This window comes from Mitsuokella multacida DSM 20544, assembly GCF_000155955.1.
GTDB lineage: Bacteria > Bacillota > Negativicutes > Selenomonadales > Selenomonadaceae > Mitsuokella > Mitsuokella multacida.
Genome location: NZ_GG697141.2, coordinates 1,309,633 through 1,333,598, shown reverse-complemented (window position 1 = coordinate 1,333,598; position 23,966 = coordinate 1,309,633). Strand labels below are relative to the sequence as shown.

Annotated in this window: 24 protein-coding genes, 1 tRNA gene and 1 other RNA gene; 7 read left to right on the top strand and 19 right to left on the bottom strand. The window is 61.0% G+C overall.

Features of this window, described 5'->3' with window-relative positions; genetic code table 11:
* Positions 1-519, top strand: a 519-nt coding sequence (gene rnhA / locus MITSMUL_RS06125) for a ribonuclease HI (RefSeq protein ID WP_005840944.1), incomplete at its 5' end; no start/stop codon positions are given.
* Positions 520-560: 41 nt separating this feature from the next.
* On the opposite strand, the gene serS is transcribed toward rnhA, so the two are convergent.
* Positions 561-1,841: a serine--tRNA ligase gene (serS, locus tag MITSMUL_RS06120; protein WP_005840943.1), complete on the bottom strand. Its 1,281-nt coding sequence runs from the start codon at positions 1,839-1,841 to the stop codon at positions 561-563.
* Between the two features lie 160 nt (positions 1,842-2,001).
* Positions 2,002-2,733: a cysteate racemase gene (gene cuyB, locus MITSMUL_RS06115; protein ID WP_005840941.1), complete on the bottom strand. Its 732-nt coding sequence runs from the start codon at positions 2,731-2,733 to the stop codon at positions 2,002-2,004.
* A gap of 162 nt (positions 2,734-2,895) precedes the next feature.
* Between cuyB and MITSMUL_RS06110 the strand changes: the two genes are divergently transcribed.
* Positions 2,896-3,843, top strand: coding sequence for a LysR family transcriptional regulator (locus MITSMUL_RS06110; RefSeq protein ID WP_005840939.1), 948 nt, complete (start codon positions 2,896-2,898; stop codon positions 3,841-3,843).
* 87 nt (positions 3,844-3,930) lie between these two features.
* Here the strand turns inward: MITSMUL_RS06110 and MITSMUL_RS06105 are convergent, their stop codons facing one another.
* The 3 genes from MITSMUL_RS06105 to MITSMUL_RS06095 form a co-directional block, all read right to left on the bottom strand.
* Positions 3,931-4,917, bottom strand: a complete 987-nt coding sequence (locus tag MITSMUL_RS06105) for a diaminopimelate dehydrogenase (protein ID WP_005840937.1) — start codon at positions 4,915-4,917, stop codon at positions 3,931-3,933.
* Positions 4,918-5,080: 163 nt separating this feature from the next.
* Positions 5,081-6,124 (bottom strand): ribonucleotide-diphosphate reductase subunit beta, encoded by a 1,044-nt coding sequence (locus tag MITSMUL_RS06100; RefSeq protein ID WP_005840935.1) that lies wholly within the window; start codon positions 6,122-6,124, stop codon positions 5,081-5,083.
* Between the two features lie 53 nt (positions 6,125-6,177).
* Positions 6,178-8,445, bottom strand: a complete 2,268-nt coding sequence (locus MITSMUL_RS06095; RefSeq protein WP_005840933.1) for a ribonucleoside-diphosphate reductase subunit alpha — start codon at positions 8,443-8,445, stop codon at positions 6,178-6,180.
* 218 nt (positions 8,446-8,663) lie between these two features.
* Between MITSMUL_RS06095 and MITSMUL_RS06090 the strand changes: the two genes are divergently transcribed.
* The gene (locus tag MITSMUL_RS06090; protein ID WP_005840929.1) at positions 8,664-8,909 is read left to right on the top strand and encodes a DUF896 domain-containing protein; all 246 of its coding nucleotides are present in this window, start codon (positions 8,664-8,666) and stop codon (positions 8,907-8,909) included.
* 90 nt (positions 8,910-8,999) lie between these two features.
* Here MITSMUL_RS06090 and MITSMUL_RS06085 read toward each other — a convergent pair whose 3' ends face one another.
* From MITSMUL_RS06085 to MITSMUL_RS06065, 5 genes are all read right to left on the bottom strand, one after another.
* On the bottom strand, positions 9,000-9,941 hold the full coding sequence (locus MITSMUL_RS06085; protein ID WP_005840928.1) for an NAD-dependent epimerase/dehydratase family protein: 942 nt from the start codon (positions 9,939-9,941) through the stop codon (positions 9,000-9,002).
* Between the two features lie 48 nt (positions 9,942-9,989).
* On the bottom strand, positions 9,990-10,682 hold the full coding sequence (locus tag MITSMUL_RS06080; protein ID WP_005840926.1) for a response regulator transcription factor: 693 nt from the start codon (positions 10,680-10,682) through the stop codon (positions 9,990-9,992).
* Positions 10,679-12,193 carry a sensor histidine kinase gene (locus tag MITSMUL_RS06075; protein ID WP_050751645.1) on the bottom strand — a complete coding sequence of 505 codons (1,515 nt, stop codon included), beginning with the start codon at positions 12,191-12,193 and terminating at the stop codon, positions 10,679-10,681. The genes MITSMUL_RS06080 and MITSMUL_RS06075 overlap by 4 nt, the downstream gene beginning before the upstream one ends.
* 51 nt (positions 12,194-12,244) lie before the next feature.
* Entirely contained in the window at positions 12,245-13,795 is a 1,551-nt protein-coding gene (locus MITSMUL_RS06070; protein ID WP_005840922.1) for an ArnT family glycosyltransferase, read from the bottom strand.
* A gap of 173 nt (positions 13,796-13,968) precedes the next feature.
* The gene (locus MITSMUL_RS06065; protein WP_005840920.1) at positions 13,969-14,283 is read right to left on the bottom strand and encodes a hypothetical protein; all 315 of its coding nucleotides are present in this window, start codon (positions 14,281-14,283) and stop codon (positions 13,969-13,971) included.
* Between the two features lie 189 nt (positions 14,284-14,472).
* On the opposite strand from MITSMUL_RS06065, the gene ssrS reads away from it, so the two are divergent.
* Positions 14,473-14,645: non-coding RNA, 6S RNA (gene ssrS / locus MITSMUL_RS12340), on the top strand.
* Between the two features lie 104 nt (positions 14,646-14,749).
* On the opposite strand, the gene MITSMUL_RS06060 is transcribed toward ssrS, so the two are convergent.
* The 5 genes from MITSMUL_RS06060 to rpmE all read right to left on the bottom strand — a co-directional run bounded on the left by MITSMUL_RS06060 (position 14,750) and on the right by rpmE (position 19,094).
* Positions 14,750-15,808 carry an L-threonylcarbamoyladenylate synthase gene (locus tag MITSMUL_RS06060; RefSeq protein WP_005840918.1) on the bottom strand — a complete coding sequence of 353 codons (1,059 nt, stop codon included), beginning with the start codon at positions 15,806-15,808 and terminating at the stop codon, positions 14,750-14,752.
* 33 nt (positions 15,809-15,841) lie between these two features.
* Positions 15,842-16,717: a peptide chain release factor N(5)-glutamine methyltransferase gene (gene prmC / locus MITSMUL_RS06055; protein ID WP_005840916.1), complete on the bottom strand. Its 876-nt coding sequence runs from the start codon at positions 16,715-16,717 to the stop codon at positions 15,842-15,844.
* Positions 16,714-17,787, bottom strand: coding sequence for a peptide chain release factor 1 (gene prfA, locus MITSMUL_RS06050; protein WP_040635621.1), 1,074 nt, complete (start codon positions 17,785-17,787; stop codon positions 16,714-16,716). Before prfA ends, prmC begins: the two co-directional genes overlap by 4 nt.
* Positions 17,788-17,818: 31 nt before the next feature.
* Positions 17,819-18,751 carry a DUF1385 domain-containing protein gene (locus tag MITSMUL_RS06045; protein WP_050751644.1) on the bottom strand — a complete coding sequence of 311 codons (933 nt, stop codon included), beginning with the start codon at positions 18,749-18,751 and terminating at the stop codon, positions 17,819-17,821.
* 142 nt (positions 18,752-18,893) lie between these two features.
* On the bottom strand, positions 18,894-19,094 hold the full coding sequence (gene rpmE, locus MITSMUL_RS06040; protein WP_005840912.1) for a 50S ribosomal protein L31: 201 nt from the start codon (positions 19,092-19,094) through the stop codon (positions 18,894-18,896).
* Positions 19,095-19,417: 323 nt separating this feature from the next.
* Here rpmE and clpX point away from each other — a divergent pair, with 323 nt between their 5' ends.
* On the top strand, positions 19,418-20,719 hold the full coding sequence (clpX, locus tag MITSMUL_RS06035) for an ATP-dependent Clp protease ATP-binding subunit ClpX (protein WP_005840910.1): 1,302 nt from the start codon (positions 19,418-19,420) through the stop codon (positions 20,717-20,719).
* 60 nt (positions 20,720-20,779) lie between these two features.
* Here the strand turns inward: clpX and pheA are convergent, their stop codons facing one another.
* Together pheA and MITSMUL_RS06025 are read right to left on the bottom strand one after the other, a co-directional pair.
* Complete coding sequence (gene pheA / locus MITSMUL_RS06030) at positions 20,780-21,643, bottom strand: prephenate dehydratase (protein ID WP_005840909.1); 864 nt, start codon at positions 21,641-21,643, stop codon at positions 20,780-20,782.
* A gap of 8 nt (positions 21,644-21,651) precedes the next feature.
* A complete protein-coding gene (locus MITSMUL_RS06025; RefSeq protein WP_005840908.1) occupies positions 21,652-22,311 on the bottom strand; it encodes a 3'-5' exonuclease in 660 nt (219 codons plus the stop codon).
* Between the two features lie 134 nt (positions 22,312-22,445).
* On the opposite strand from MITSMUL_RS06025, the gene MITSMUL_RS06020 reads away from it, so the two are divergent.
* Together MITSMUL_RS06020 and MITSMUL_RS06015 are read left to right on the top strand one after the other, a co-directional pair.
* Complete coding sequence (locus MITSMUL_RS06020) at positions 22,446-23,117, top strand: HAD family hydrolase (protein WP_005840907.1); 672 nt, start codon at positions 22,446-22,448, stop codon at positions 23,115-23,117.
* 24 nt (positions 23,118-23,141) lie between these two features.
* Positions 23,142-23,215 (top strand) — tRNA-Gly (locus MITSMUL_RS06015).
* 59 nt (positions 23,216-23,274) lie between these two features.
* On the opposite strand, the gene MITSMUL_RS06010 is transcribed toward MITSMUL_RS06015, so the two are convergent.
* Both MITSMUL_RS06010 and MITSMUL_RS06005 read right to left on the bottom strand, forming a co-directional pair.
* Positions 23,275-23,664, bottom strand: a complete 390-nt coding sequence (locus MITSMUL_RS06010) for an HI0074 family nucleotidyltransferase substrate-binding subunit (protein ID WP_005840905.1) — start codon at positions 23,662-23,664, stop codon at positions 23,275-23,277.
* Entirely contained in the window at positions 23,651-23,935 is a 285-nt protein-coding gene (locus MITSMUL_RS06005) for a nucleotidyltransferase family protein (protein WP_005840904.1), read from the bottom strand. Before MITSMUL_RS06005 ends, MITSMUL_RS06010 begins: the two co-directional genes overlap by 14 nt.
* Between the last annotated feature and the right edge of the window lie 31 nt (positions 23,936-23,966).

Here is a 23,966-nt window from a genome sequence, read left to right as displayed (position 1 = left end):
GCGCGGCCGAGTGCAAGGCTCGCGCGGCCGCGCCCCAAGGCAGCGGCCCTTGCTCTGCCGCTGCGCCCCGATGAGGCGCAGGACTTCGTCATCTACACCGACGGCTCCTGCCTGCGCAACCCCGACGGCCCCGGCGGCTGGGCTGCCGTCATCCGCGAGGTCGCGACCGGCGTGGTTACAGAGCTCCACGAGGGCAGCCCCTCGACGACGAACAACCGCATGGAGCTCTCCGCCGCCATCGCGGCGCTCGGCTTCCCGAAGCATCCGGCCAAAGTCGCGCTCTACACCGACAGCCAGTACCTCAAGAACGGCATCACGAAGTGGATGAGCGGCTGGAAGCGCCGCGGCTGGAAGAAGGCCGACGGCCAGCCCGTGCTCAACCAGGACCTCTGGCAGGAGCTCGACGCACTCTACAGCCGCCACGACGTGACCTTCCACTGGGTCAAGGGCCACGTCGGCGTCGAACTCAACGAGCGCTGCGACCGGCTCGCCAAATCCGAAGCCATGAAATACCGCTGAAAAAAAATGCTGCATGCAATCGCATGCAGCATTTCTTGTTTTTATTCCGGCTTCTTGATGACTTCGACGCCGCCCATGTACGGTACGAGGACCTTCGGGATGCGGACCGAGCCGTCTTCCTGCTGGTAATTCTCGAGGATCGCGGCGACCGTGCGGCCGACTGCGAGGCCCGAGCCGTTGAGCGTGTGGACGAATTCCGGCTTGCTCTTGGCATCGCGGCGGAACTTGATGTTGGCGCGGCGCGCCTGATAGTCCGTGCAGTTCGAGCACGAGGAGATCTCGCGGTACTTGTTCTGTGCGGGGAACCAGACCTCGAGGTCGTACGTCGTCGCCGACGTGAAGCTCATGTCGCCCGTGCAGAGCTTGACGACGTGGTACGGCAGCTCGAGGAGGCGCAGGACGTCTTCAGCCGCGTCGACCATCGTGTCGAGCTCGTGCCAGCTCGTCTCCGGCTTGACGAATTTGATGAGCTCGACCTTGTTGAACTGGTGCTGGCGAATGAGGCCGCGCGTGTCGCGGCCAGCGCTGCCGGCCTCGGCGCGGAAGCACGCCGTGTAGCAGCTGTAGTACTCCGGCAGCTTGTTGCCATCGAGGATCTCATCGCGGTGGTAGTTCGTCGTCGGCACCTCAGCCGTCGGCACGAGGTAGTAGTCGAGGCCCTCGAGCTTGAACATGTCGTCGGCGAACTTCGGCAGCTGGCCCGTGCCCGTCATGCTCTCCTTGTTGGCGATGTACGGTGCGAGCATCTCCGTGTAGCCGTGCTTGTTGGCGTGCAGGTCCATCATGAAGTTGATGCAGGCGCGCTCAAGGCGGGCGCCGAGGCCTTTGTAGAACGTGAAGCGCGCGCCCGTGACCTTGGCAGCGCGGTCAGCGTCGAGGATGTCGAGCTCCGTGCCGAGGTCCCAATGCGCCTTCGGCTCGAAGTCGAACTTCGTCGGCTCACCCCACTTGCGGACCTCCGGGTTCTCCGTGTCGTCCTTGCCAATCGGCACGTCCTCACGCGGCATGTTCGGGATGTGGAGCATGATGTCGCGGAGCTGGGCCTCGACATCCTTGAGCTCCTTGTCGAGCTCCGAGATCTTGGCACCGACGGCGCGCATCTCGAGGATCTTCGCCTCGGCATCTTCCTTGTTCTTCTTCATGACACTGATCTCCTTCGAGACCGTGTTGCGCTGGCTCTTGAGCGCCTCCGACTCCTGCAGGAGCTCGCGGCGCTTCTTGTCGAGACCTTCAAAATCATCGAGGTTCAGCGGGTTGCAGCGATTCTTGAGCATCTGACGGACCTCGTCGAGATGTTCGCGCACAAATTTGATATCCAACAATGTTCTCACACTCCATTATGATTCCAGCGGCCAGCACGATTGTCCAGCGCAGCTTTTCATGACTTATCTAAAATATCATTATATCAGCTTTCTGAAAGCGTGACAAATATCCGCCATCAAAAAATGCCCCAGCTGAGCTGGAGCATTGTCACGGTCATTCTCAACGGCAGGCTGTCTTGTGCGGCAGATGCGAGATGACCTTGGCGCCGGCCTGGCGCACGGCCTCCTCGGCGAGCACTTCCGTCGCATCGATGAAGTTGCCCTCGAGATGGTACATCTCGACGGCCACCGGCACTTCCGTGCAGCCGAGCACGAAGGCCTCGCAGCCCTCGGCTGCCATCTGCGCGAGCGCCTCGCGCACGGCCGTCGTGTCGTAGCCCATGTTGCCCGCCTTGACACCGTCGTAGATCATGCCGTGAATGGCTTCCTCCGCCTCGCCCTGCGGCTGGACGACCTCGACGCCGGCGCGCTCGAGTGCGCGCTGGTAGATGCCCGACTTGCAGGTGCCTGCCGAGGCGAGCAGGCCGACGCGCTTGTAGCCCTCGCGCGCACAGAAGGCCGCCGTCTCCTCGATCATGTTGATGACCGGTATGCGGAGGTTCGGCATCATGAGCGGCAGGAAGTAATGCGCCGTATTGCAGCCCATGATCAGGAAGTCCGCGCCGGCATCCGTCAGGCGGTTCGCCGACTTCATGAGCTCCGGCAGCGGGCTCTCGCCCTTGCCGAGGATGGCCGCCGTGCGGTCGGGGATGTCCGTATTGTTGTCGACGAGGATGGGGATGTGGTCCTGGTCCTCGCGTGCATCCGTCGCGAGGATGACCTTCTTCATGAGGTCCACCGTTGCCATCGGGCCCATACCGCCAATAATACCGATCGTCTTCATCTTGCTCATCGTGACCACTCCTCTATGCTGCAGCGCCTCAGCGCTCGATTCCTGAATTCCTGAAACTTTCTTCTTGTTAACAGCATAGCATTGTGCTAGCCTATAAACAAATACATATAAATATATAGTATCTATCCAAATAATCTATGGTATAAAAGGAGAAAGATTCACATGCAGGGAATGGATTACGTCTACGCTGTCTGGCAGGAGAAGAGCTTCTCCGCCGCCGCCCGCAAGCTCTTCGTCTCGCAGCCCGCGCTCTCGGCTTCCGTGCGCAAGGTCGAGCGCGAGCTCGGCCTGCCGATCTTCGACCGCAGCACCACGCCGCTGCAGCTGACCGACGCCGGCCGCGCCTACATCGAGGCCGCCGAGCGCATCTTCCGCATCAAGCGCGACCTCAAGAGCTACTGCGACGACCTCGCGGGGCTCGAGAGCGGCACGCTGCGGCTCGGCGGCACGAACTTCTTCGCCTCGTGCTTCCTGCCGCCGATGATCGAGGCGTTCAGCCGCCGCCACCCACACATCGCGCTCTCCGTCACCGAGTCGGACTCCGCCGACCTCTTCGACAAGCTCACGACCGAAGAGCTCGACATCATCGTCGACAGCGGCGTCTGCGACGATTCGCTCTACGAGACGGTCCCCTTCTATCAGGACCACATCCTGCTGTCCGTGCCGGCAGCCTTTCCCATCAACGAACGCTTCCCCGACTACCGGCTGACGCGGCAGGACATCCTCATGGGCCGCCACCTCGGCCCCTCCGTGCCAGCCGTGCCGCTCGCCGCCTTCGCGGATACCGACTTCCTGCTGCTCGGCAAGGGCAACGACATGTACCGCCGCTCGCGCAAGCTGTTCCAGAACAACGAGGTCACGCCGCATGTGCGCCTCTACCTCAACCAGCTCATGACGGCCTACCACATGGCGCGCCAGGGGCTCGGCGCGACCTTCCTGACGGACACCCTCGTGCGCCTCTCCGCGCCCAACGAGGCGCTCCTCTACTACAAGCTCGACGACCTCAACGCCCAGCGCCAGATCTTCCTCGCCGTCCAGCGCAAGGGCTACCGCACGAAGGCCATGCAGGGCTTCATCGCGAGCAGCCTGGCGCTCTATCAGGATGAATAGCATCACAAAAAGGCGGCTGCCCATCGGCAGCCGCCCTTGTCATTTTTGTTGTCTGTTGTCATCGTCTGCTGTTATGCCGTCGGCATATCAGAGCAGATGCGCGCGCAGCTCCTCGCCGCTCTGGGCGCAGAGGTAGGCCGGCGCGATGTCGAGCACCGTGCGGCAGCCCGTCTGTCCCTCTTTGGCGAGACGGTAGGCTGCGCGGGCGTAGGCGACGAGCACGCTCGTCGTGAACTCCGGATTCGAGTCGAGCTTCAGCGAGAACTCGATGATGTGCTTGTGCTCCTTCTCGTGGCCCGTAGCGCCCGAGCGGATGACGAAGCCGCCGTGTGCGAGGCCGCTGTGGTCGCGCTGGAGCTCTTCCTCGCTGATGAAGTGTACCGTCGTGTCGTACTCATCGAAGTAGTTCGGCATCGTCTTGATGGCGTTCTCGACATAGGCGGCATCGGCGCCGTCCTCGAGCACGACGAAGCATTCGCGCGTGTGCTTCTCGCGCGTCGTGAGCTCCGGGTTCGAGCCCGAGCGGACCGCCTCGAGAGCACTCTCAACAGGCACCGTGTACTGCTTCGCGTCCTTGACGCCCTTGATGCGGCGGATCGCGTCACTATGGCCCTGGCTGACGCCCTTGCCCCAGAACGTGTAGTCCTTGCCGTCCGGCAGTATCGCGTTGCTGTAGACGCGCGCGAGCGAGAACAGGCCCGGGTCCCAGCCGACCGAGATGATACCGAGATGGCCGCTCTCCTTCGCCGCCTTGTCGACGTCGGCGAAGTGCTCCGGGATGCGCGCATGCGTGTCGAAGCTGTCGATGACATTGAAATACTTTACGTATTCCGGCGTCTGCTTCGGCAGGTCTGTAGCGCTGCCGCCGCAGAGGATCATGACGTCGATCTTGTCCTGCCAGTCGGCCACGTCCTTGACGCTGACGACCGGGACGCCCTGCGACCAGATCTTGACGGAGGCGGGGTCGCGGCGCGTGAAGACCGCGACGAGCTCCATGTCCGGATTCGCCTCGACCGCGCACTCAACGCCGCGGCCCAGGTTGCCATAACCGAGAATACCAATGCGAATGCTCATACAAACACCTTCCTATTCCAATTCCATGAAATATGAACGATGAAATCCCCAAAACGATTCCATTTCTAATTTAATATCTTACAGGAAAAGATACAGATAAGTTATGATAAATATCACACATCAAGTGCAAATATCACACTTATTACCTGCATCTGCTATCCGCTCAGAGATCATCGACAAGCGCCGTGCTCTTGGCATAGGCCGTGCTGCGGCCCTCGATGAAGTCCGTCTTGATGAAGTTCGGATTGGCGTACTGGCTGACCCAGCGCATCGAGGACGGCTCTTCCTCAAATCCCTCGTAGAGCGTGCCGAGGCCGATGCTCTCGGCGCGCGCATTGCCGAGGTAGTGCACGTAGTCCTCGATCATCTTCTCGTTGAGGCCCTCGACCTCGTTGCCGATTGCGTACTTGCCCCAGGCGATCTCCTGGCGCACGCCCTCGCGGATCATCTCGCGCATCATCTCCTCGCGCTCCGGCGTGAAGAGGTCGGGCTCCTCCGCGCGCAGGTCGCGCAGGATGTTGCGGAACAGCCAGAGGTGCGTGTTCTCGTCGCGGTTGATGTAGCGGATCTCCTGCACCGAGCCCGGCATGCGGCCGATGCGGCCGAGGTTGTAGAAGAACATGAATCCCGAGTAGAAGTAGATGCCCTCGAGGATGTAGTTGGCGATGAGCACGCGCAGGAAGTTCTCGCGCGACTGCTCCTGCTGGAACTCGTTGTAGAGGTCGCCGATGAAGGTGTTGCGCGCGAGCAGGTGCTCATCATCCTTCCACTGGAAGATGATCTCCTGGCGCTCGTCGGGGCTTGCGATCGTGTCGAGCATGTAGCTGTAGCTCTGCGAGTGCACGCATTCCTGGAACGACTGGATCGTCAGGCAGAGGTCGACCTCGTTGGCTGTGATGTAGGCCGAGACGTTCGGCAGGTTCGCGCTCTGCACCGAGTCGAGGAAGACGAGGAACGAGAGGATCTTGTCGTAGGCACGGCGCTCTGCCGCTGGCAGCTGCCGGTAGTCCTTGACGTCCTGCCCGAGGTTGATCTCCTCCGGTATCCAGAAATTGTTCATCGCCTGGCGGTACCAGTCCGCGGTCCACGTGTACTTGAGGTTGTTGAAGTCGTTCATGTTCGTCGTGTTGCCGCCAATCAGGCGGCGCTGCGTGACGTCGATATCGCCCTCGGGATTGAAGAGCGGGCGCTTCTTGAGTGATGCCATTTGCCTTTCCTTTCTGTTTGCCTATCTGCTTGCTGTGATTGGATGCCAGATGCTCACGAAGAGCAGCTCTCGCACTCCTCCACTTCGAGCGACTTGCTGCGCACGTAGTAGATGGTCTTGACGCCCTCCTCGTAGGCCCGGATGTAGAGCGCGAGCACCTGACGGAAGGTGAAGTCGTTCGTGATGTAGAGGTTGACGCTCTGCGCCTGGTCGATGTGGCGCTGGCGCACGCCGGCCGCGCGCACCGACCAGTTTTGGTCGACCGTGTGTGCGCTCTTGTAGTACCAGTACGTCTTCATGCTGAGGTCCGGCGCGATGCGCGGCAGGATGGCACCCTTCTTCTCCTCGAGGAAGAAGCGCTTCATGATGGGGTCGACGCCGGCCGTCGTGCCGACGAGGATGGACGTCGAGCTCGTCGGCGCTACGGCGAGCAGGTAGGCGTTGCGCATGCCCTGCGCACGGACCTTTGCCGCGAGCTTTTGCCATGCTTCCGACATGTAGCCGCGCTTCTTGAAGTACGCCCCCGTCTGCCAGTCGCTGCCCGCAAAGCAGCCGTACGTCCCTTTCTCCGCCGCAAGGTCGCTGCTCGCCTCGATGGCCGCGTAGTTGATGCGCGCAAAGACATCATCGACGAATGCGAGGTGCTCCTCGCTCTCCCAGCGGATGGCGTTCTTCGCGAGCATGTGGTGGTAGCCCGAGACGCCGAGGCCGATGCTGCGGTACTTCGCATTCGTCAATTTCGCATAGGCGAGCGGCGCCTCATTGAGGTCGATGACGTTGTCGAGCGCGCGCACCGCCGTGCGCACGACGGTGCGCAGCTCCTCATGCGACGTGACGTCAATGCGGCCGAGGTTGAGGCTCGCGAGGTTGCAGACGACGAAGTCGCCCGGGCGCGTCGTGACCTGCACGACCGTGTCGCCGTCCTTCGTCCGAATCTCCGTAGAGACCGCCTCGACGGGCGACATGTTCTGCGCGATCTCCGTGCAGAGGTTCGAGCAGTAGATCATGCCGGCCTGCGGATTCGGGTTGAGCCGGTTGACCGTGTCGCGGTAGAAGGCGAACGGCGTGCCCGTCTCGACGACCGACTTGAGGATGAGCCGCACGATTTCCTTGACGGAGATCACGCGCTTGTCGATGCGCGGCTCCGCGACGCAGGCGCGGTAGCGCTTCTCCCACTCCTCGCCCCAGAAGTCCTCGAGCGCATAGCCCATGACCATCTCAATCTCGTGCGGGTCCATGAGGAACCACGGCGCGTCTAGGTCCTCCTTCGCGAGCTTCCAGAAGAGGTCCGGATAGCAGACGGCCGGGAAGATGTCGTGCGCCTTCATGCGATCATCGCCGTTGTTCGTGCGCAGCTGCAGGAACTCCGGCAGGTCCTTGTGCCAAGCGTCGAGGTAGACGGCGCAGGCCCCCTGGCGCACGCCGAGCTGGTCGACGGCCACGGCCGTGTCGTTGACGAGGCGGATCCAGCGGATGACACCGCCCGCCGCGCCCTCAAAGCCGCGGATGGCCGCGCCCGTCGCGCGGACCTTCCCGAAGTAGAGCCCCATGCCGCCGCCCCACTTGCTGACCTTGGCAAACGAGTCGAGGCTGCGGTAGATGCCCTCGAGCGAGTCCGGCACCGTGTCGATGAAGCAGCTCGAGAGCTGGTGGTAGGGCTTCCTGGCATTGGCGAGCGTCGGCGTCGCCATCGTGACCTGCTGCAGGCTCAGCATGTCGTAGAAGCGGCGGACCCAGTCCATGCGCACAGCAGGCAACTCGAGCATCGCGAGGTGCAGGGCGATGCCGAGGTACATCTCCTGCGGCGACTCGAGCGCCACGCCGTGATGCGTGTGGATGACGTAGCGCGAGAGCAGGAGGTCGAGGCCTGCGTACGTGTAGAGGTGATTGCGCTCCTCTGCCATGAAGCGGGCAGCGGCCGAAAGCTCCCGCTCCGTGTAGTGTTCGAGGATGTAGCTGCCGTAGAGCCCCTTGGCCGTCAGATAGCGCAGTTTGGCCACGAAGTTCGTGATGCCGCGCCTCGCTTCATCCTCTGACAGCTGGCGCGCAAAAACGAGATAGCGCAGCCGCGCCGCGATCTTGTCCCAGTGCGGCGCCTCGGCCGAGGCGAGCTCCACCGCCGCGCGCACGAGCGCCTGCAGCTTCTCCGCCGCCTGCAGGGACGGCTTGACGAACACCTCATATTTCTCCACGAGTGCCGAAAAGTCCCCCGCGTGCTCACCGAAGTCGCGTTCCACGCTGGACAGGCAGGCGGCGAGCCCCGGCACCGGACATGCCTGCAGCAGCTGCTGCAGGGCCGGCGATTTGACAGTACAATCCATTCTCTTGCTCCTAAACACTAGATACGGTAGATGATTTCAAAAGAAATTCTCTACAACCACTACATATTGATTACTGCACCAGTATAGCAAATCGGGAGAAGGGCTGTCAATGAACCGCCGGCTGTTCAACACCTCGTTCAAAAAAGCTTGCATTTCCATTAGTTTTCATTATAATGAAGATAAGGGATTCATATGAAGCAAAGGAAGGATAGCAAGATATGATCACGAAAGAACTCATTGCACGCATCAACGAACTTTCCCGCAAGAAACGCAGCAGCGGTCTCAGCGAGGATGAGCGCATTGAGCAGCAGAACCTCCGCGAACAGTATCTCGCTGGCATCCGCGAACAGGTACGCAACATGCTGGACCAGGTCGAGATCATCGACACGCCGCTCGGTGAGCAGCATGTCACGCATGTCAAAGAGGTTGCCTTCTCATTGCATCCGAGTCACAAATTGCACTAATCATTCATCCAGCAATCGCTCAACCGAATCATACCAAGAATCAATGGCATCAAGAAAGCCCCGGCATCTGCCGGGGCTTTTAGTGTCTCATCATTCTTTTGCCTGCACGGCCCGCATTCTGAAATAATCATAAGTGCGCCTGAGGCCCTCGTGCAGCGAGACGGCCGGAGCCCAGCCGAGTGCGCGGCGCGCGCGGCCATTGGCGAGCATGGACTTGTAGATGTCGCCAGAACGCGCCTCAAAATAGCGCGGCTCGATTGCCTTGCCGGAAACATCGGCGAGGATGGCGACGAGCTCCTTGAGGCTCGTCTCCGTCTGCGTCGAGAGGTTGTAGGCGTGGTTGACGTGCTCGGTGCAAAGCGCCGCGTAGATGCCCGCAGCGATGTCGCCGGCGTAGATGAAGTCGCGCGTCTGCTCGCCGTCGCCATAGATCGCGAGCGCTTTGCCCTCGGCGAGGCGCTCGGCGAAGATGCTGATGACGCCGCCCTCGCCACCATTGCCCTGGCGCTCGCCGTAGACATTGGCGAAGCGCAGGATGACGAAGTCGAGGCCAAACGACTTCTGGTAGAGCCGCAGGTAATGCTCGACCGTGACCTTTGAGAGCCCGTAGAACGACATCGGGTGCAAGGGCTCTGACTCGACGATCGGCAGGCTCTCCTCCGCGACGTCGCCGTAGCTCGCCGCCGTCGAAGCGAAGATGACGCGCTGTACCTTCGTGCGGCGCGCCTGCTCGAGCACGTGGATGGAGCCGATGACATTCTCCTCGCCGTCGAGTGCCGGCGACTCCATCGAGATGTGCACCGTCGTCTGTCCCGCGAGATGCACGACCGCATCAAAATGCCCCTCATCAAAGACAGCGGCGAGTGCCGCATCGTTGACATCCATCTCGATGCACTTGACGCCCTGCGGCAGATTGTCACGCGACCCCGTACTGAAATTGTCGAGCACCGTCACCTGCTCGCCCTCGGCCAGCAGTTTTCTCACAAGATGGGAGCCGATGAAGCCGGCGCCACCCGTCACTAAGATATTCAATGCAAACGTCCTCTTTCCATATGATATTCTGTACTTCTATTTGTTGGGTCAATCGCGGTGGAAGCGGTAGCCAGCGCCGCGCACCGTCTCGATGTAGGCGGGATGTGCGGGGTCTGTCTCGATCTTCTCGCGGATGCGGTTGATGTGCACCGCGACCGTCGCGTTGTCGCCCATCGCATCGAGCCCCCAGATGCGCTCGAACAGCGTCTCGCGGCTGAAGACGAGCCCGCGGTTCTCCATGAGGAAGCGCAGGAGCTCGAACTCGCGGTTCGTCAGGTGGATCTCCTCGCCGTCCTTGAAGACGCGGTGTGACTTGGCCTCGAGCGCCAGCTTGCCGCACGAGAGCCGCGCGACGCACTGCTGCTCCTTCCTGGTCAGCTGCTCGTAGCGCGCGATGTGCGCCTTGACGCGGGCCACGAGCTCGCTCGGGCTGAACGGCTTCGTCATGTAGTCGTCCGCGCCGAGCCCGAAGCCGCGTATCTTGTCGATGTCCGTCTGGCGGGCCGAGACGATGATGACGGGGATGTCGAGCTCCTCGCGCAGGCGGCGGCAGACGTTGAAGCCGTCGATGCCGGGCAGCATGAGGTCGAGGATGACGAGGTCAAAGCCTCCCGCTAGGGCAGCCTCGACGCCCTTGCGGCCGTCGCCCTCTATGGCGACCTCGAAGTCCGATGCCTCGAGATAATCGCGCTCGAGCTCCGCGATCTCGCGATCATCCTCGACAATCAGTATCTTCTTCATACGGACTCCACCTTTCCCGTCTTCATGCTTTCATCAAACGATTGCTTCGTCGGCAGCCAGATGCAGATGCAGAGCCCCTTCGGGACGGCCGGTCGGGCCCAGATGCGGCCCTTCATGGCCTCGATGATTCGCGCCGTCACCGCGAGGCCGAGGCCGCTGCCCTTCGCCACGTCCGCGCGCGCCTTGTCCGTGCGGTAAAACGACTCAAAGATGCGGCCGAGGTCCTCCTGCGCCACACCGCGCCCGCGGTCCTCACACTCGATGAGGTAGCCGCCGTCCTTCGCGGCGAGGCGCACGGTCAGGCTGCCATTGTCACTGTCCCTATATTTTAACGCATTGCTAAGGACGTTGTCGAGTACCCGCTGGAACTGGATGCGGTCCAGCACGACAGCAGATGACTCGCCTGACTGCAGCTGGTCATCGAAACGCAAGGAAAAGCCCTGTGACGCCAAAGCCTCCTTCTGCAGATCCACGTACTGCTGCAGCAGGGGAGCGAGTGAGGCGTTCTCCCACTGGAAGTCGACCTTGCCGAGGTCGAGCTTCGACAGCAGGAAGAGCTCGTGCACCATCTGTTCCATGCTCTGGCTCGTGTGATAGACGAGCTCGAGGTATTTCTTCTGCTTCTCCGGCGTCGCAGCAATGCCATCGAGGATGCCGCCCGTGTAGCCCTGGATCTTCGTCAAGGGCGTCGCGAGGTCGTGCGCGATGCCCGCGAAGAGCTCCTGCCGGTTCTTCTCGTACGCATCGCGCATCTTCCTGCCCGCCTGCAGCTGGCGGCGCATCTCCTCGAAGACAGCCGCCGTCTCGCCGAGCTCATCCGTGCTGCAGCTGGCGACAGGCGTATCGTAGTCGCCACTCGCGATGCGGCGCGAGGCGTGCTGCAGGTCCTCGAGCGGTGCCACGATGTCGCGTGTCATGCGGCGCACGAGCAGGAGGCCAATGAAGACGATGACGGCCGCCGCGAGCAGGAAGACGCCGATGGCGATGAGGCTCCAGACGAGCCCCATGTGTGGCGGGAAGAAGCCCCGGCCAATCAAGAACGGCACTGTCCCGATCGCGACGCCGATGGACTTCTTGTCCTTGGAGACGTAACGGTAGACGAGGCCCGCATCATCCCAGCGCAGGACATTGCCCTCACCCGAGGCCAGCTCGTACGACGTGTCGATGAGCTCTCGCGCCTGTCCGGGCACCGTCTCGTAGACGACCACGCCGTCGCGGACGACAGCCACCTCGATGCCTGCGGCCTCCATCGACTCGACGTGGCGCCCAAGGCTCTCGCGCTCGCCGCCATCGACATTCGTGAAGATGTGGCTGAGCCCCATGAGGATTGGCGCACTGTTCCCCGCTTCCGGCCAGAGCAGTTCAATCTCGCGCTCGCGGAAGTTGCCCGTCGCGCGCAGGCCGTAAAAGACCGTACTGCCGATGATGATGAGCAGCAGCACCGGCACAAACACCATGATGATGTTGTTGAGGATTAGGCGATGGCGGACCGACAGATCCTGGATTTTCATATCGCATTCTCCTTTCTCACCCGTCCGGCGCTGCTCAACTGCGTTCGCCACTTATTCCCGTGCGCCCGACCAGCGCTCTAAGAGCACTTTGGGCCAGTCCCTGAGGACGTCCGACTTCGCACCCGTGCGGCCCGTCACCATGTCCTCGCGGCCGTCCTCGCGGCCCGGCATGAGCTGATAGATGCAGTAGGCATCCGTCTCGGCGACCTCCTGCCAGAAGCCCGGCACATCCTTGCCAAGTTTATCGCGGTTGTCGAAGTCCGTGAGGATGATCGTCGCACGGCTGAGGTCCAGCTTCTCGATTGAGGCGAACGGCATGATATTCGTTGCCGTCCAGCTCATCTTCTGCGGTCTCGCTTTCTCGATATCCTCTTCCGTCGGGACAAGGCGCTTCGGCACAAGGCCGCTGTAATAGGCGATTGACACGGGATAGCGCACGCCGTATGTCAGCACCTCCGTCTGCGGCGTCGCCATCCGCTTCAGAGCAGCTGCCGTATCCCTGCCGGAATCCATCGGCATGACGACGGGAAGGATCGCCACAAGCAGCGCAAAGTAGACGAGCGCCATGCCCGCGGCCATGCGCGCGAAGAGTTTTGCGTGCTCCGCAAAGTACCGGCCCATCAGGACGGCCAGCGGCATCATGTACGGGAACGTGTAGGTCATGTACTTCGATGCCATGCACTCAAACGCGACGAATACCGCGAGGGCCCAGACAATGAGGAAGCGCTCCTTCTCCTCGACCGGCCAGCAGAGTTCGCGGCGCACGAGGCGCTTGCAGAAGGCCGGCACCGCGACAAGCGACCATGGGAAGAAGCCCGCGAGGAAGACGAGCAGGTAGTAGTACCAGACGCTGTTGCGCGGATGCTCCGCCACCGTCGCGCGCAGGGCGTTGTGCACGCCGAGGAACGTGTCGATGAAGTCGCCGCCGTGCAACAGGTACATCGGCAGATACCAGATTCCCGTGATGATGAGGAATAAGATGAGGCCGCCGGCCATATGGCGGCTCAGCAGCATGCCGAGGCAGTGCTGCCAGGCGAGGAAGACGAGGATGACGAGGCCCGGCAGCGCAAGGCCAATCGGGCCCTTCGTCAGCACAGCGACGGCAGCCGCCGCAAAGGCCAGGTAGTAGTAGCGGCCCTTGCCCGTCTCATAGCCCTGATAGAAGCTCATGAGCGTCAGGCTGACCGTCACCCAGAGCGTCATGTCCGTGATGATCGCATGCGCGAGGTACCAGTACTCGACGGAGAGCGCGAGGATCACCGCCGAGAAGATGCCCGCGCGGCGGCCGTAGAGCTTCGTGCCGAAGCCGTACGTCATGAGTACGCCCGCCACCGCGAACAGTGCCGGGAAAAAGCGCGCGGCGAAGTCCGACATGCCGAAGAGCTGGAACGCCGCGATGAGCTCCCAGTAAAACAGGATGGGCTTATCGTACCAGTAATTCCCGAAGATGCGCGGCGACAGGTAATCCCCCGCCGCGATCATCTCCTTGGCCGTCTCCACATAATTCGACTCCACCGGGTCTGTCACCGGCATCAGCCAGCTGCCGAACAAGAACAGCAATAGAGCAAACGCGCCCAGATACAGCAGGTCCTTGCGTTCCATCGTATTCCTCCCTAACTCGTACGTCTCGTATGACTTCAGACTCTCATGATTTCATGCAGAACAAATCTTTGTCTTCGAGTATAGGGAGGCTAGATAAACACGCGTTAAACAGCGTTTAAAAAGCAGTACAAGAAAGCCGCCAGCTCATTCCAGTTGGCGGCTTCGTTCATTTCTCAGTAATGTGGATGCTGTTTCACGTAGTCGACCGGACGGCTCCAGTCGACGCTGACGTTCGTGGCACCCCAGAGGCGCGTCAGGGCCGTCTGCAGGCTCTTGAGGTCGGCCAGCGGGTCGATCTTCTCGTGCGTGAAGTCCATGAGCGTCTCGTGCGGGATGTTGATCTCGTGCGTCTTGCCGAGGTAATCTTCGACTTTCTTCTTGCCCTCTTCGTTGGCCAGATGAACGGTGGCCTTTTTAGCAGTCTCGTCGTAATCGATCCAGCCGAGGTCGTTCTTGTAACTGATTGCTACGCTGTAGGTAATTGCCATTCTTTTTTCCCCTTTTATGTGATGTCTCTCCCGCAAAATGCGGGTCTTATCTCTTTTTTTGCTGGAGATCGCTGAGTCCCCATTTCTTCATTATAAGGGATTTCTATCTTTTCTACAACCTGCCTTCTTTATTGATTTGTCAAGACTTGCACCTCTATTTTTTTTATGCTATGATACACGTAAAGAAGGACAAGCCTGGGATGTGCGTGAGCTTTAGAAGTGTCTAACCTACATTTTTCCTAGGGAGCTTGATTTGATTCCGGCAGATGCCCGCCTCGGCGACTGCAGAAACCGGACTTAAGGCACCCACCTGCTAGCCGCAGGTTTTAGGCATTTAAAGCGAACGGCACCCTGGACCCCTGCTTTGAAGAGGGATTGCTGCGCAAGGTTTGCAGTCCCTCTTCGCGTATACAACATAAAGAATCCCTGTCTGAAACATCTGTCTCAGACAGGGATTTTTCTTTTGTCAGGAGATCTTGAGGCTGTGGAACGCGCTGGCCTTGTGCAGGCGGTTCATGATGGCGAGGCCGAGACCTTTCTCCGTCGTACCCTCGCCGAGCAGCACGTCGGCCTGCGTGTCGTTGAAGGCGATGAGCTCCTCGTAGATGTGCGCGGCAATCGCCAAGAGGTCGCCCTGCGGGCCGTAGTCCTTGAGGAGTTCCTCGGGCACGAGGTCTTGCAGGGATTCGCAGACCTCATGGCTCGCGAGCACGCCGACCGTGTGGCCCTCACCCTGCAGGCGGCGGACCTGACGGCGGAAGGCGGCGGCCATCTTCGCGGCGTCGCCCTCGAGCAGCGTCAAGGGGGCTTTCGGCGCGTAGTGCTTGTACTTCATGCCCGGCGCGCGCGGCACGGTGTCGGCACCGACGAGCGCGGGGTCGAGCTTGCAGCCGCCGAGGACCTCCGTGAGCATCTCGCGCGTGATGGCGCCGGGGCGCAGGATGACGGCCACGGGGCCCGTGCAGTCGACGATCGTCGACTCAACGCCGAAGTGGCACGGGCCGCCGTCGAGGATCAGCGGGATGCGTCCGTCCATGTCGCGCAGCACGGAGGCCGCCGTCGTCGGGCTCGGGCGGCCGGAGATGTTGGCCGAGGGAGCGGCGATCGGCACGCCGGCCGCGCGGATCATCGCGCGGGCCACCGGATGCTCCGGCATGCGGATGCCGACCGTGTCGAGACCGCCCGTGATGCGGTCCGGCACAATGGCCTTGCGGCGCAGGATGAGCGTAATCGGCCCCGGCATAAAGGCCGCGAGCAGTTTCTCCGCCATCGGCGTGACCTCTGCCGCGATCATCTCGACCATCGCGCGATCCGAGACATGCAGGATCAGCGGGTTGTCCGACGGACGTCCTTTCGCCTCATAGATGCGCGCACATGCCGCCGCATCGAGCCCGTTCGCCCCGAGCCCATAGACCGTCTCCGTCGGGAACGCCACGAGTCCCCCGCCGCGCAAGACCTTCCCCGCGCGCGCGAGCTCCTCCCGCTGCGCCTTCACATCGGTTATCGTGATAATCTCTGTCTGCATGTATCATTACCTCTCTATCTCAACATCTCAAGCTCAGTTTTTCCGCCAGCCCACGACGACGCGGTCGATGCCGGCGTAGTCGGGCAGGATCTCGGTGCGGTCGATCAGGGGGTTGGCTTTGAGCAGATCGGCGACATCACCCGCCTGATGGATACCGACTTCGAAGGCGGTGAAGCCGCCGGGCACGAGCATGGCAGGGGCTTCGTTGGCGAGGCGGCGGTAGAAGTCGAGGCCGTCTTGGCCGCCAGAGAGCGCGGTGTGCGGCTCCTTGAGGCGCACTTCCGGTGCGAGCTTTGCGATGTCGGCCTCGGGGATGTAGGGCGGGTTCGACAGGATGGCGGCAAATGATATGCCACTGAGCGGCTGCAGGAGGTCGCCCGTATGGAACGTGATGCGATCCGCGAGGCCGAGGCTTGCGGCATTCTCCTCCGCGACGGCGCGCGCCGCCGGCGAGATGTCGACCGTGTCGGCCACGGTACCTGACAGATAGTGCAGCACCGAGAGGCAGATGGCCCCCGAGCCTGTGCCGATGTCAGCAAAGCGCAGCGGCTCCTCGCCCGCCATCGCCCTCAGGCGGTCGACGGCGGCCTGCACGAGGATCTCGGTGTCGGGGCGCGGCACGAGAGTGTCAGCAGTGACCTTGAAAGTCAGCCCCATGAACTCCTTCTCGCCGAGGATCTGCGCGACGGGCACGCGCAGGACGCGCTTTTTGATCATCTCGCGGTAAGCGGCGAGCTCCCCGGGCTGCAGCGGCTCGTCGAAGTGCACGTAGAGATAGATGCGCTGCTTCTCGAGCACGTGCGCGAGCAGCACTTCCGCGTCGAGGCGCGGCGATTCGATGCCCTTGTCCTTGAAGTACTGCTCCGTCCACTTCAGGATGCGGCCGATGGTCCAGATCTTGTCGTTCACTCTGCGTTCACCTTCTTCAATCGTTCTGCCTGATCCGCCGTGATGAGTGCGGCGAGCAATTCATCGAGGTCGCCGTCGAGGATGGCGTCGATCTTGTGCAGCGTCAGGCCGATGCGGTGGTCCGTCACGCGGCCCTGCGGGAAATTGTAGGTGCGGATGCGCTCGCTGCGGTCGCCCGAGCCGACCTGGCTCCGGCGGTCCGCCGCGACGGCTGCCTCCTGCTCCTGGCGCGCCTTGTCGAGGATGCGCGCGCGCAGGACCTTCATGGCCTTCTCCTTGTTCTTGAGCTGCGACTTCTCATCCTGGCACTGCACGACGATGCCCGTCGGCAGATGCGTGATGCGGATGGCCGTCTCCGTGCGGTTGACGTACTGGCCGCCCGCGCCCGACGCGCAGTACGTGTCGATGCGCAAGTCTGCCGGATTGATCGCGACATCGACGTCCTCCGCCTCCGGCAGCACGGCGACCGTCGCCGCCGACGTGTGGATGCGACCGCCCGACTCCGTCACGGGCACGCGCTGGACGCGATGCGTGCCGCTCTCGTACTTGAGGTACGAGTAGGCGCCGTAGCCCGTGACCATGAAGGTGACTTCCTTGAAGCCGCCGATTTCCGTCGCATTCGCGTCCATGAGCTCAACCTTCCAGCCCTTCTTCTCGGCGTAGCGCGAGTACATGCGGAAGAGGTCGCCCGCAAACAGCGCGGCCTCCTCGCCGCCGACACCGCCGCGGATTTCGACGATGACGTTCTTCTCGTCATTCGGGTCCTTCGGCAGCAGCAGAATCGGCAGCTCTTTGTCGAGCGCCTCCTTCTGCTCCATGAGGTCCGCGAGCTCCGACTCGACGAACGCGTGCATCTCGTGGTCGAGCGCTTCGCCGAGCATCGACTTGGCCTCCTCGATGCCCTTGAGGACCTCTTTATAGCGCCGGAATTTCGTGATGATTGGCGTCAGCGCGGCGTGTTCCTTTGTGTACGCCTGCCACTTCGCCATGTCCGCCATGGTCTCGGGGTCGCTGATCAGCGACTCGAGCTCCCGGTATTTATCTTCGACGGCTTGGAGCTTCTCCAGCACAGATTTCACCTCTCAACTGTAATCATATGACTCAGGGAACCATCTCGATTGGCTTCGGCAGAGGCCCCTCTGCATGGCGGTAGTCGACTGTCCCCTCGATGATTTCCTCTTCTGGCAGCACGGCCTTGAGCGACTCGATGGCCACGGCCACCATGTCGTCCTTCGGCGGGCGCGTCGTCAGGTACTGCAGCCAGAGGCCCGGCTTGATGGCCGTCTGGATGATGGGATTCTCACTGCGGCCCGCGAGGCGGATGATCTCATACGAGATGCCCGCGACGACCGGCAGCAGCAGGATACGCGAGGCGATGCGCTCCGCGAGGCTCGGCCAGCCGAGGAACGCGAAGACGAAGATCGAGACGAGCATGACGATCAGCAGGAAGTTCGTGCCGCAGCGCGGATGGAGCCGCGAGAACTTCTGCACGTTCTCGACCGTCAGCGGCAGCCCCGCCTCATAGCAGTGGATCGTCTTGTGCTCCGCCCCGTGGTACTGGAAGACGCGGCGGATGTCCTTCATGCGCGAGATGCCCCAGATGTAGCCGAGGAAGATCGCGAGGCGCAGGAAGCCCTCCATGAGATTGAGGAAGAACGGGTCCTCCGTGATGACGTGGAAGAGGCGCGCCGCGCCCGTCGGGATCGCAATGAAGAGGATGCTCGCGAGCACGAGCGCGAAGAGGATCGTGCCCGCCATCTCCTTGTCGGAGAGCTGCTCGTCCTCCTCGCCGGCCATCTTGGCCGAATACGAGAGCGAGCGGATGCCGATGACGAGCGACTCTACGAGAGAGACCGTGCCGCGCAGCATCGGCTTCTTGAGGATGGGATAGCGGTCCGAGATGGAGTGGACGTCCTTCGTCTCGACCTGGATCTTCCCGTTCGGGTCGCGCACCGCCGTCGCCGTGAGCTTCGGCCCGCGCATCATGACGCCCTCGATGACCGCCTGGCCGCCTACCATTAGATGATTGCCCATAATTTGGGACCTCCTATTTATGTAAAACAAGAATTCGCTTCTACCGTATAATCTACGGCAGCCTGCTGTATTTTGTCTGGAACCCTTCAGATACAAAAACAGCAGAGCGAGATTGCTCTGCTCTGCTTCATCATGCTGCATCTTATTTCTTGCCGTAGCGCTTGTTGAACTTCTCGATGCGGCCGCCTGCCTGTACGTCACGCTGACGACCCGTGAAGAACGGATGGCACTTGGAGCAGACATCGACGCGAAGCTCCGGCTTCGTGGAACCCGTCTTGAACGTGTTACCGCAACCGCAAACTACCGTAGCTTCATAGTACTTCGGATGAATACCCTGCTTCATATCTATACACCTCACTTTCCCCCCAGGAACTGGGAATGGATACAAGCTCACTATGCGCGAGCTTGGTTTAGACCTAGCTCCCCTTCTTCGGGGGAAAGCCAGTCAATTTTGGCTTGGAAACAGACGTCACTACGTCCATTACCGGTCTATTATATCACAGAGCCCACGCGCTTGCAAGGAAGCAGCGCGAAAATCCTCTTGAAAAAAACAGCCCGATAGAGGATAATGTTGTGTACAGGGGGAATACTTCTTTCTAAAAGACAAGACGAAATCCAGATTGAATCATCTGCCGCACCTACATCACACAGAAAGGATGTTTCTACATGGCAAACGATAAAAAAGACGAACCCGTCATGAAACAGCGCTGCAGCTTCTGCAAGCGCGAAGTCGAGATTCACGACTCACTTGACATGCCGATCTACGACCCGGCCACGGGCTTCGGCATCTGCAAGAACTGCATCAAGGAGCTCGCGCACTACATCGAGCTCCACGAAGAGGACACAGCTAAACAGCAGGCGCCAGACTTCGCTGCCCAGCTCGACGAGATCCTCAAGAAGAACAAGCCGCACATCATCAAGCAGTACCTCGATGAGTACATCATCAACCAGGACCGCGCGAAGAAAATCCTCTCCGTCGCCGTCTACAACCACTACAAGCGCATGAAGTACGGCTACACGAACGACGACGGCACGGAGATCGAGAAGTCGAACGTCATCATGCTCGGCCCGTCCGGCTGCGGCAAGACGGCGCTGCTCTCCCACCTCTCGAAGCTCCTCGACGTGCCATTCGCCGTCACGGATGCCTCGAGCCTCACGGAGGCCGGCTTCGTCGGCGCCGATGTCGAAGTCGCCGTCCGCAACCTCTACTACGCGGCCGACAAGGACATCCAGAAGGCCGAGCACGGCATCATCTACCTCGATGAGTTCGACAAGATCGCCCGCAAGTCCGGTGCCAACAACTCCATCACGGCCGACCCGGGCCACGAGGGTGTCCAGCAGGCTCTCCTCAAGATGCTCGAGGGCAACGTCGTCGAGTTCACGGCGCGCGGCCAGCGCAAGCACCCGGAGGCCCCGACCATCAAGGTCGACACGAAGAACATCCTCTTCATCGTCGGCGGCGCCTTCGTCGGCATCGACGATGTCATCGCCAAGCGCCTCCAGAAAGCCGACTCGTCGATTGGCTTCGGCGCCGAGGTCACGAGCAAGAGCGAGAAGCCGACCTTCGACGAGCTCATCCATCAGGTCCGCCCGGAAGACCTCATGCAGTACGGCATCATCCCCGAGATCATCGGCCGTCTGCCGATCATCTGCACGCTCGAGACGCTCGACGAGGACGCCCTGCTGCGCATCCTGACCGAGCCGAAGAACGCCCCGGTCAAGCAGTACGAGAAGCTGCTCGCCATGGACAACGTCAAGCTCGAGTTCGCTGAGGACGCGCTGCGCGCCGTCGCCAAGAAGGCCATCGAGCGCAAGACCGGCGCCCGTTCCCTCAAGGGCATCATCGAGGACGTCATGCTCGACGTCATGTACGACATCCCGAAGTCGGACGAGCCACGCAAGGTCATCATCACGAAGGCCTGCATCGACGAAGGCAAGAAGCCAGAAGTCATCGCACTCGACAAGTAAGACCATAAAAAAAGGCATCTGTCATCGACAGATGCCTTTTTTGCATGCTTGTGAACCTTGTCAGGGGTTGGCTCGCACGACAGGGAAGCTGCCGAGGTCCTTGAGCCACTTGCTCTTCCTCGCGACCGCCGCCACCGCCTCGCGCAGGGCCGCCTCATTGTCCGCGACCTCGAGGTCGAAGAAGAAAATGTAAGCGCCGAGCTCCGTGCGCGCGGGGCGCGACTCGATGCGCGTCATGTTGACGCCGCGGTCCGCGAACTCCTTGAGCACATCGTAGAGCGCGCCGGCCTTCTGGCCGTCGATCTCGCAGATGACGAGCATCTTCTCAGCAGGGCCGACGGGCTTGTGCGGCGCCGCCGTCACACGGCAGAGCTCGAAGAAGCGCGTCGCATTCGCCATGTTGTCCTGGATCTCTTTCGCAACCGTGACGAGGCCGTTGAGCTCGCCACCGCGCTCCGTGCAGATGGCTGCCGCGCCCATGCCGCGCGGCTCCTGCGCGACGATCTCAGCCGCCCGCGCCGTGCTCGCCACCTTGATCAGCTCCGCCTGCGGGTAATGTTGCTGCAGGTAGCCGCGGCACTGCGAGATCGGCTGCGGATGCGAGTAGATGCGGCAGATCTTCTGCGTGCCCGGCCTTGCCATGAGCTGGTTATGAACCGGCCAGATCAGCTCACTCGCGACGAAGAGGTCCGCACTGCGCGCGAGCGTGTCGAGCGTGATATTGATCGCGCCCTCGAGCGAGTTCTCCACCGGCACGAGGCAGCTGTCCACCTCGCCATCCTCCACGGACTGGATCACCGCAAAGATATCCGGATAGACAAGAAGCTCCGGCCTTTCCGGCAGGAGCCTCGAAAGATACTGTGCGGCAGCTTCGCTGTGTGTGCCCAAGGGGCCAAGAACGCCCATTTTCTTCATGATCGACATCCTTTCCCTCAGAGGTCCTTCTGGAGTTTCGCGAGCTCTGGGCAGAGATCCCCGATGGAGCTCGAGAGGTCATCCTTCGGCTGCAGGATCTCGAGCACCGGCTTCATCGTCTCCTTGAACTTCGCATCGTCCTGCATGAGCGTCAGGATGGCGCTCGTGTTGATCGCATCCGCCAGCGCCGTGTGCTGCGTGCCCTCGAACTTGTGGTCCATCGCCCCGAGCGCATGCTTGAGTGCGAGGCTGTTGTGCAGGCCCAGGCGATCATCGAATTCCTGCTGCAGGTCGACCCAGCGCTCGTTGAGCCATTCGATGTCAAAATCCGGCAGCTTGTAGCGGCACTCGCTGCGCAGCTGCTTGATGTCCGACATGCTCCACGAGTAAATCTTCGTCTCTTCCTCGCCAACCCAGTCCACAAAATCCTGGAAGCACGCGGCATACGTCTTCTTGTCAGCGACCATCGCCTGCGTGATGCCCGTCAGGCTCGTGATGTGCTTCTTGATGGGGCCGTACTCCGGCTTCACGTAACACTGAAACTCCGCTTCCTGCTGGAAATTTTCGTCGAGGCGCACGGCACCGATCTCGATGACTTCCTCATTGAGCTTGCGGCGCACCTCGCGGAACTCCCGGCTGACCGGATTCATCTCCAGGTCTACGACGACATGTTTCATCTATTTCAACTTCCCTTCGTTTGGAGCTGGTCTTACCATTCTATTCTACGGTATCTGCACATTTTCTTCAACTGAAATGTGTGCTATCATAAACAGAGTACCAAAAAATCACGCTGATTGTCCACGCGGAAGGAGTGCTATCCTTGGATTATCGTCTTTACCTCTTCGATTTCGACTACACGCTCGTCAACTCCGAGCCCGCCATCGTCAAGTGCTTCCACATCACCTTGCAGAAGCTCGGCTATCCCGATGTGCCCGACGAGCGCATCAAGAAGACCATCGGCCTGCCCATGGTCGAGGCCGTCAAGCGCATCGTCGGCACCGCGGACGACGCCGAAGCCGAGCGCTTCGTCGACGCTTACCGCCCCGAGGCCGACCGCTACATGACGCCCGGCACGACCTTCTTCCCCGGCGCCGTCGAAACCCTGCGCGCCATCAAGGCCACCGGCGCAAAAGTCGGCATCATCTCCAACAAGACGCACCGCCGCATCCAGGAGAAATTCGATGTCGACCACGTGCCCGAGCTCATCGACCTCATTATCGGCAGCGACAACGTCAAGAGCCATAAGCCAGAGCCGACGGGCCTCTTGCGCGCCATTGACCACTTCCACGCAGCGAAAGCCGACGTCCTCTACACGGGCGACAGCTACATCGACGCTGAGACCGCCCAGAACGCCGGCGTCGACTTCCTCGCCGTCACCACCGGCACCACCAGCGCCGCGGCCTTCGCCCGCTACCCCCATATCGCCATCCTGCCCACCATCTCCGCCCTCAAAGACAGCCTTGCCAAAATGAGCAAAAAATGATAGAATATTTAAGTCAGCAATGACGCGGGCATAGTTCATCGGTAGAATGGAAGCTTCCCAAGCTTTAGAGGGCGGTTCGATTCCGCTTGCCCGCTCCATATGAAATACAACGGCTGCCTGAATCTCAGATTCAGGCAGCCGTTTTTTGTCAGCAAAATCAAAGCCAGTTCTGTGCCAACTCCTGCTGCAAGGCTTCGAACATCGCAATGTAGCGTTCCTTGCTCGCGCGGATGATGGACAGCGCAATTGCCTCGTTGTACGAATGCGCGACATTATTGCGGTCGTGGAGCGCATCGACCCAGACGTCCTCATCCTGGATCATGCCCGCCTGATAGGCCATCTTGATGATAGCGCGCGGGGAACCAATCTTGTGCTCACTGTATCCAGAGTATTCCAGCAGTTCCTTCATTGCCTTCCAGGATTGCTCAAAGCAAATCTCGAACAAAGACACCATACCGGTCTGCGTGATGATATCATAAGGCGGCTGCCTCGACTCAATCTCTTTCAGGTTGTGGAGTGCGCGGCAAAAATTATCATATTTTTTCATAGAGCACGACCCCCTCTCTCTTGATTGAATCCAGCAGTTCCTGCTGCACAGGCTCATCTAAGTTCACGACATCGAACATCAAGAGCGTCGGGATGACCTCGTCGACGTCCAGCGCAAAGCGGACGACATCCCCGCCAGTCGCCGCGAGATCGACATCGCTACGCTCCCAATTGTCCCCACGTGCTCGTGAGCCAAAGAGAATGACCTTGCGAACACGATGCCTCTCTGCCAACTCAACGATGCCCTTGCGTATCTTCTCCGGCAAATCCATCTGCCCGCCCCCTCTAGGATTGACGCATATA

What these genes read in the sequence shown, in the direction of transcription:
- MITSMUL_RS06070 (WP_005840922.1), bottom strand. Translation starts at nt 13,795, where the DNA reads ATGGAACGCAAGGACCTGCTGTATCTGGGCGCGTTTGCTCTATTGCTG.
- MITSMUL_RS06100 (WP_005840935.1), bottom strand. Translation starts at nt 6,124, where the DNA reads ATGGCATCACTCAAGAAGCGCCCGCTCTTCAATCCCGAGGGCGATATC.
- MITSMUL_RS06025 (WP_005840908.1), bottom strand. Translation starts at nt 22,311, where the DNA reads ATGAAACATGTCGTCGTAGACCTGGAGATGAATCCGGTCAGCCGGGAG.
- MITSMUL_RS06075 (WP_050751645.1), bottom strand. Translation starts at nt 12,193, where the DNA reads ATGAAAATCCAGGATCTGTCGGTCCGCCATCGCCTAATCCTCAACAAC.
- MITSMUL_RS06110 (WP_005840939.1), top strand. Translation starts at nt 2,896, where the DNA reads ATGCAGGGAATGGATTACGTCTACGCTGTCTGGCAGGAGAAGAGCTTC.
- MITSMUL_RS06065 (WP_005840920.1), bottom strand. Translation starts at nt 14,283, where the DNA reads ATGGCAATTACCTACAGCGTAGCAATCAGTTACAAGAACGACCTCGGC.
- pheA (WP_005840909.1), bottom strand. Translation starts at nt 21,643, where the DNA reads ATGTCGATCATGAAGAAAATGGGCGTTCTTGGCCCCTTGGGCACACAC.
- MITSMUL_RS06090 (WP_005840929.1), top strand. Translation starts at nt 8,664, where the DNA reads ATGATCACGAAAGAACTCATTGCACGCATCAACGAACTTTCCCGCAAG.
- clpX (WP_005840910.1), top strand. Translation starts at nt 19,418, where the DNA reads ATGGCAAACGATAAAAAAGACGAACCCGTCATGAAACAGCGCTGCAGC.
- MITSMUL_RS06010 (WP_005840905.1), bottom strand. Translation starts at nt 23,664, where the DNA reads ATGAAAAAATATGATAATTTTTGCCGCGCACTCCACAACCTGAAAGAG.
- MITSMUL_RS06080 (WP_005840926.1), bottom strand. Translation starts at nt 10,682, where the DNA reads ATGAAGAAGATACTGATTGTCGAGGATGATCGCGAGATCGCGGAGCTC.
- MITSMUL_RS06095 (WP_005840933.1), bottom strand. Translation starts at nt 8,445, where the DNA reads ATGGATTGTACTGTCAAATCGCCGGCCCTGCAGCAGCTGCTGCAGGCA.
- cuyB (WP_005840941.1), bottom strand. Translation starts at nt 2,733, where the DNA reads ATGAGCAAGATGAAGACGATCGGTATTATTGGCGGTATGGGCCCGATG.
- rpmE (WP_005840912.1), bottom strand. Translation starts at nt 19,094, where the DNA reads ATGAAGCAGGGTATTCATCCGAAGTACTATGAAGCTACGGTAGTTTGC.
- MITSMUL_RS06045 (WP_050751644.1), bottom strand. Translation starts at nt 18,751, where the DNA reads ATGGGCAATCATCTAATGGTAGGCGGCCAGGCGGTCATCGAGGGCGTC.
- MITSMUL_RS06060 (WP_005840918.1), bottom strand. Translation starts at nt 15,808, where the DNA reads ATGCAGACAGAGATTATCACGATAACCGATGTGAAGGCGCAGCGGGAG.
- MITSMUL_RS06105 (WP_005840937.1), bottom strand. Translation starts at nt 4,917, where the DNA reads ATGAGCATTCGCATTGGTATTCTCGGTTATGGCAACCTGGGCCGCGGC.
- MITSMUL_RS06005 (WP_005840904.1), bottom strand. Translation starts at nt 23,935, where the DNA reads ATGGATTTGCCGGAGAAGATACGCAAGGGCATCGTTGAGTTGGCAGAG.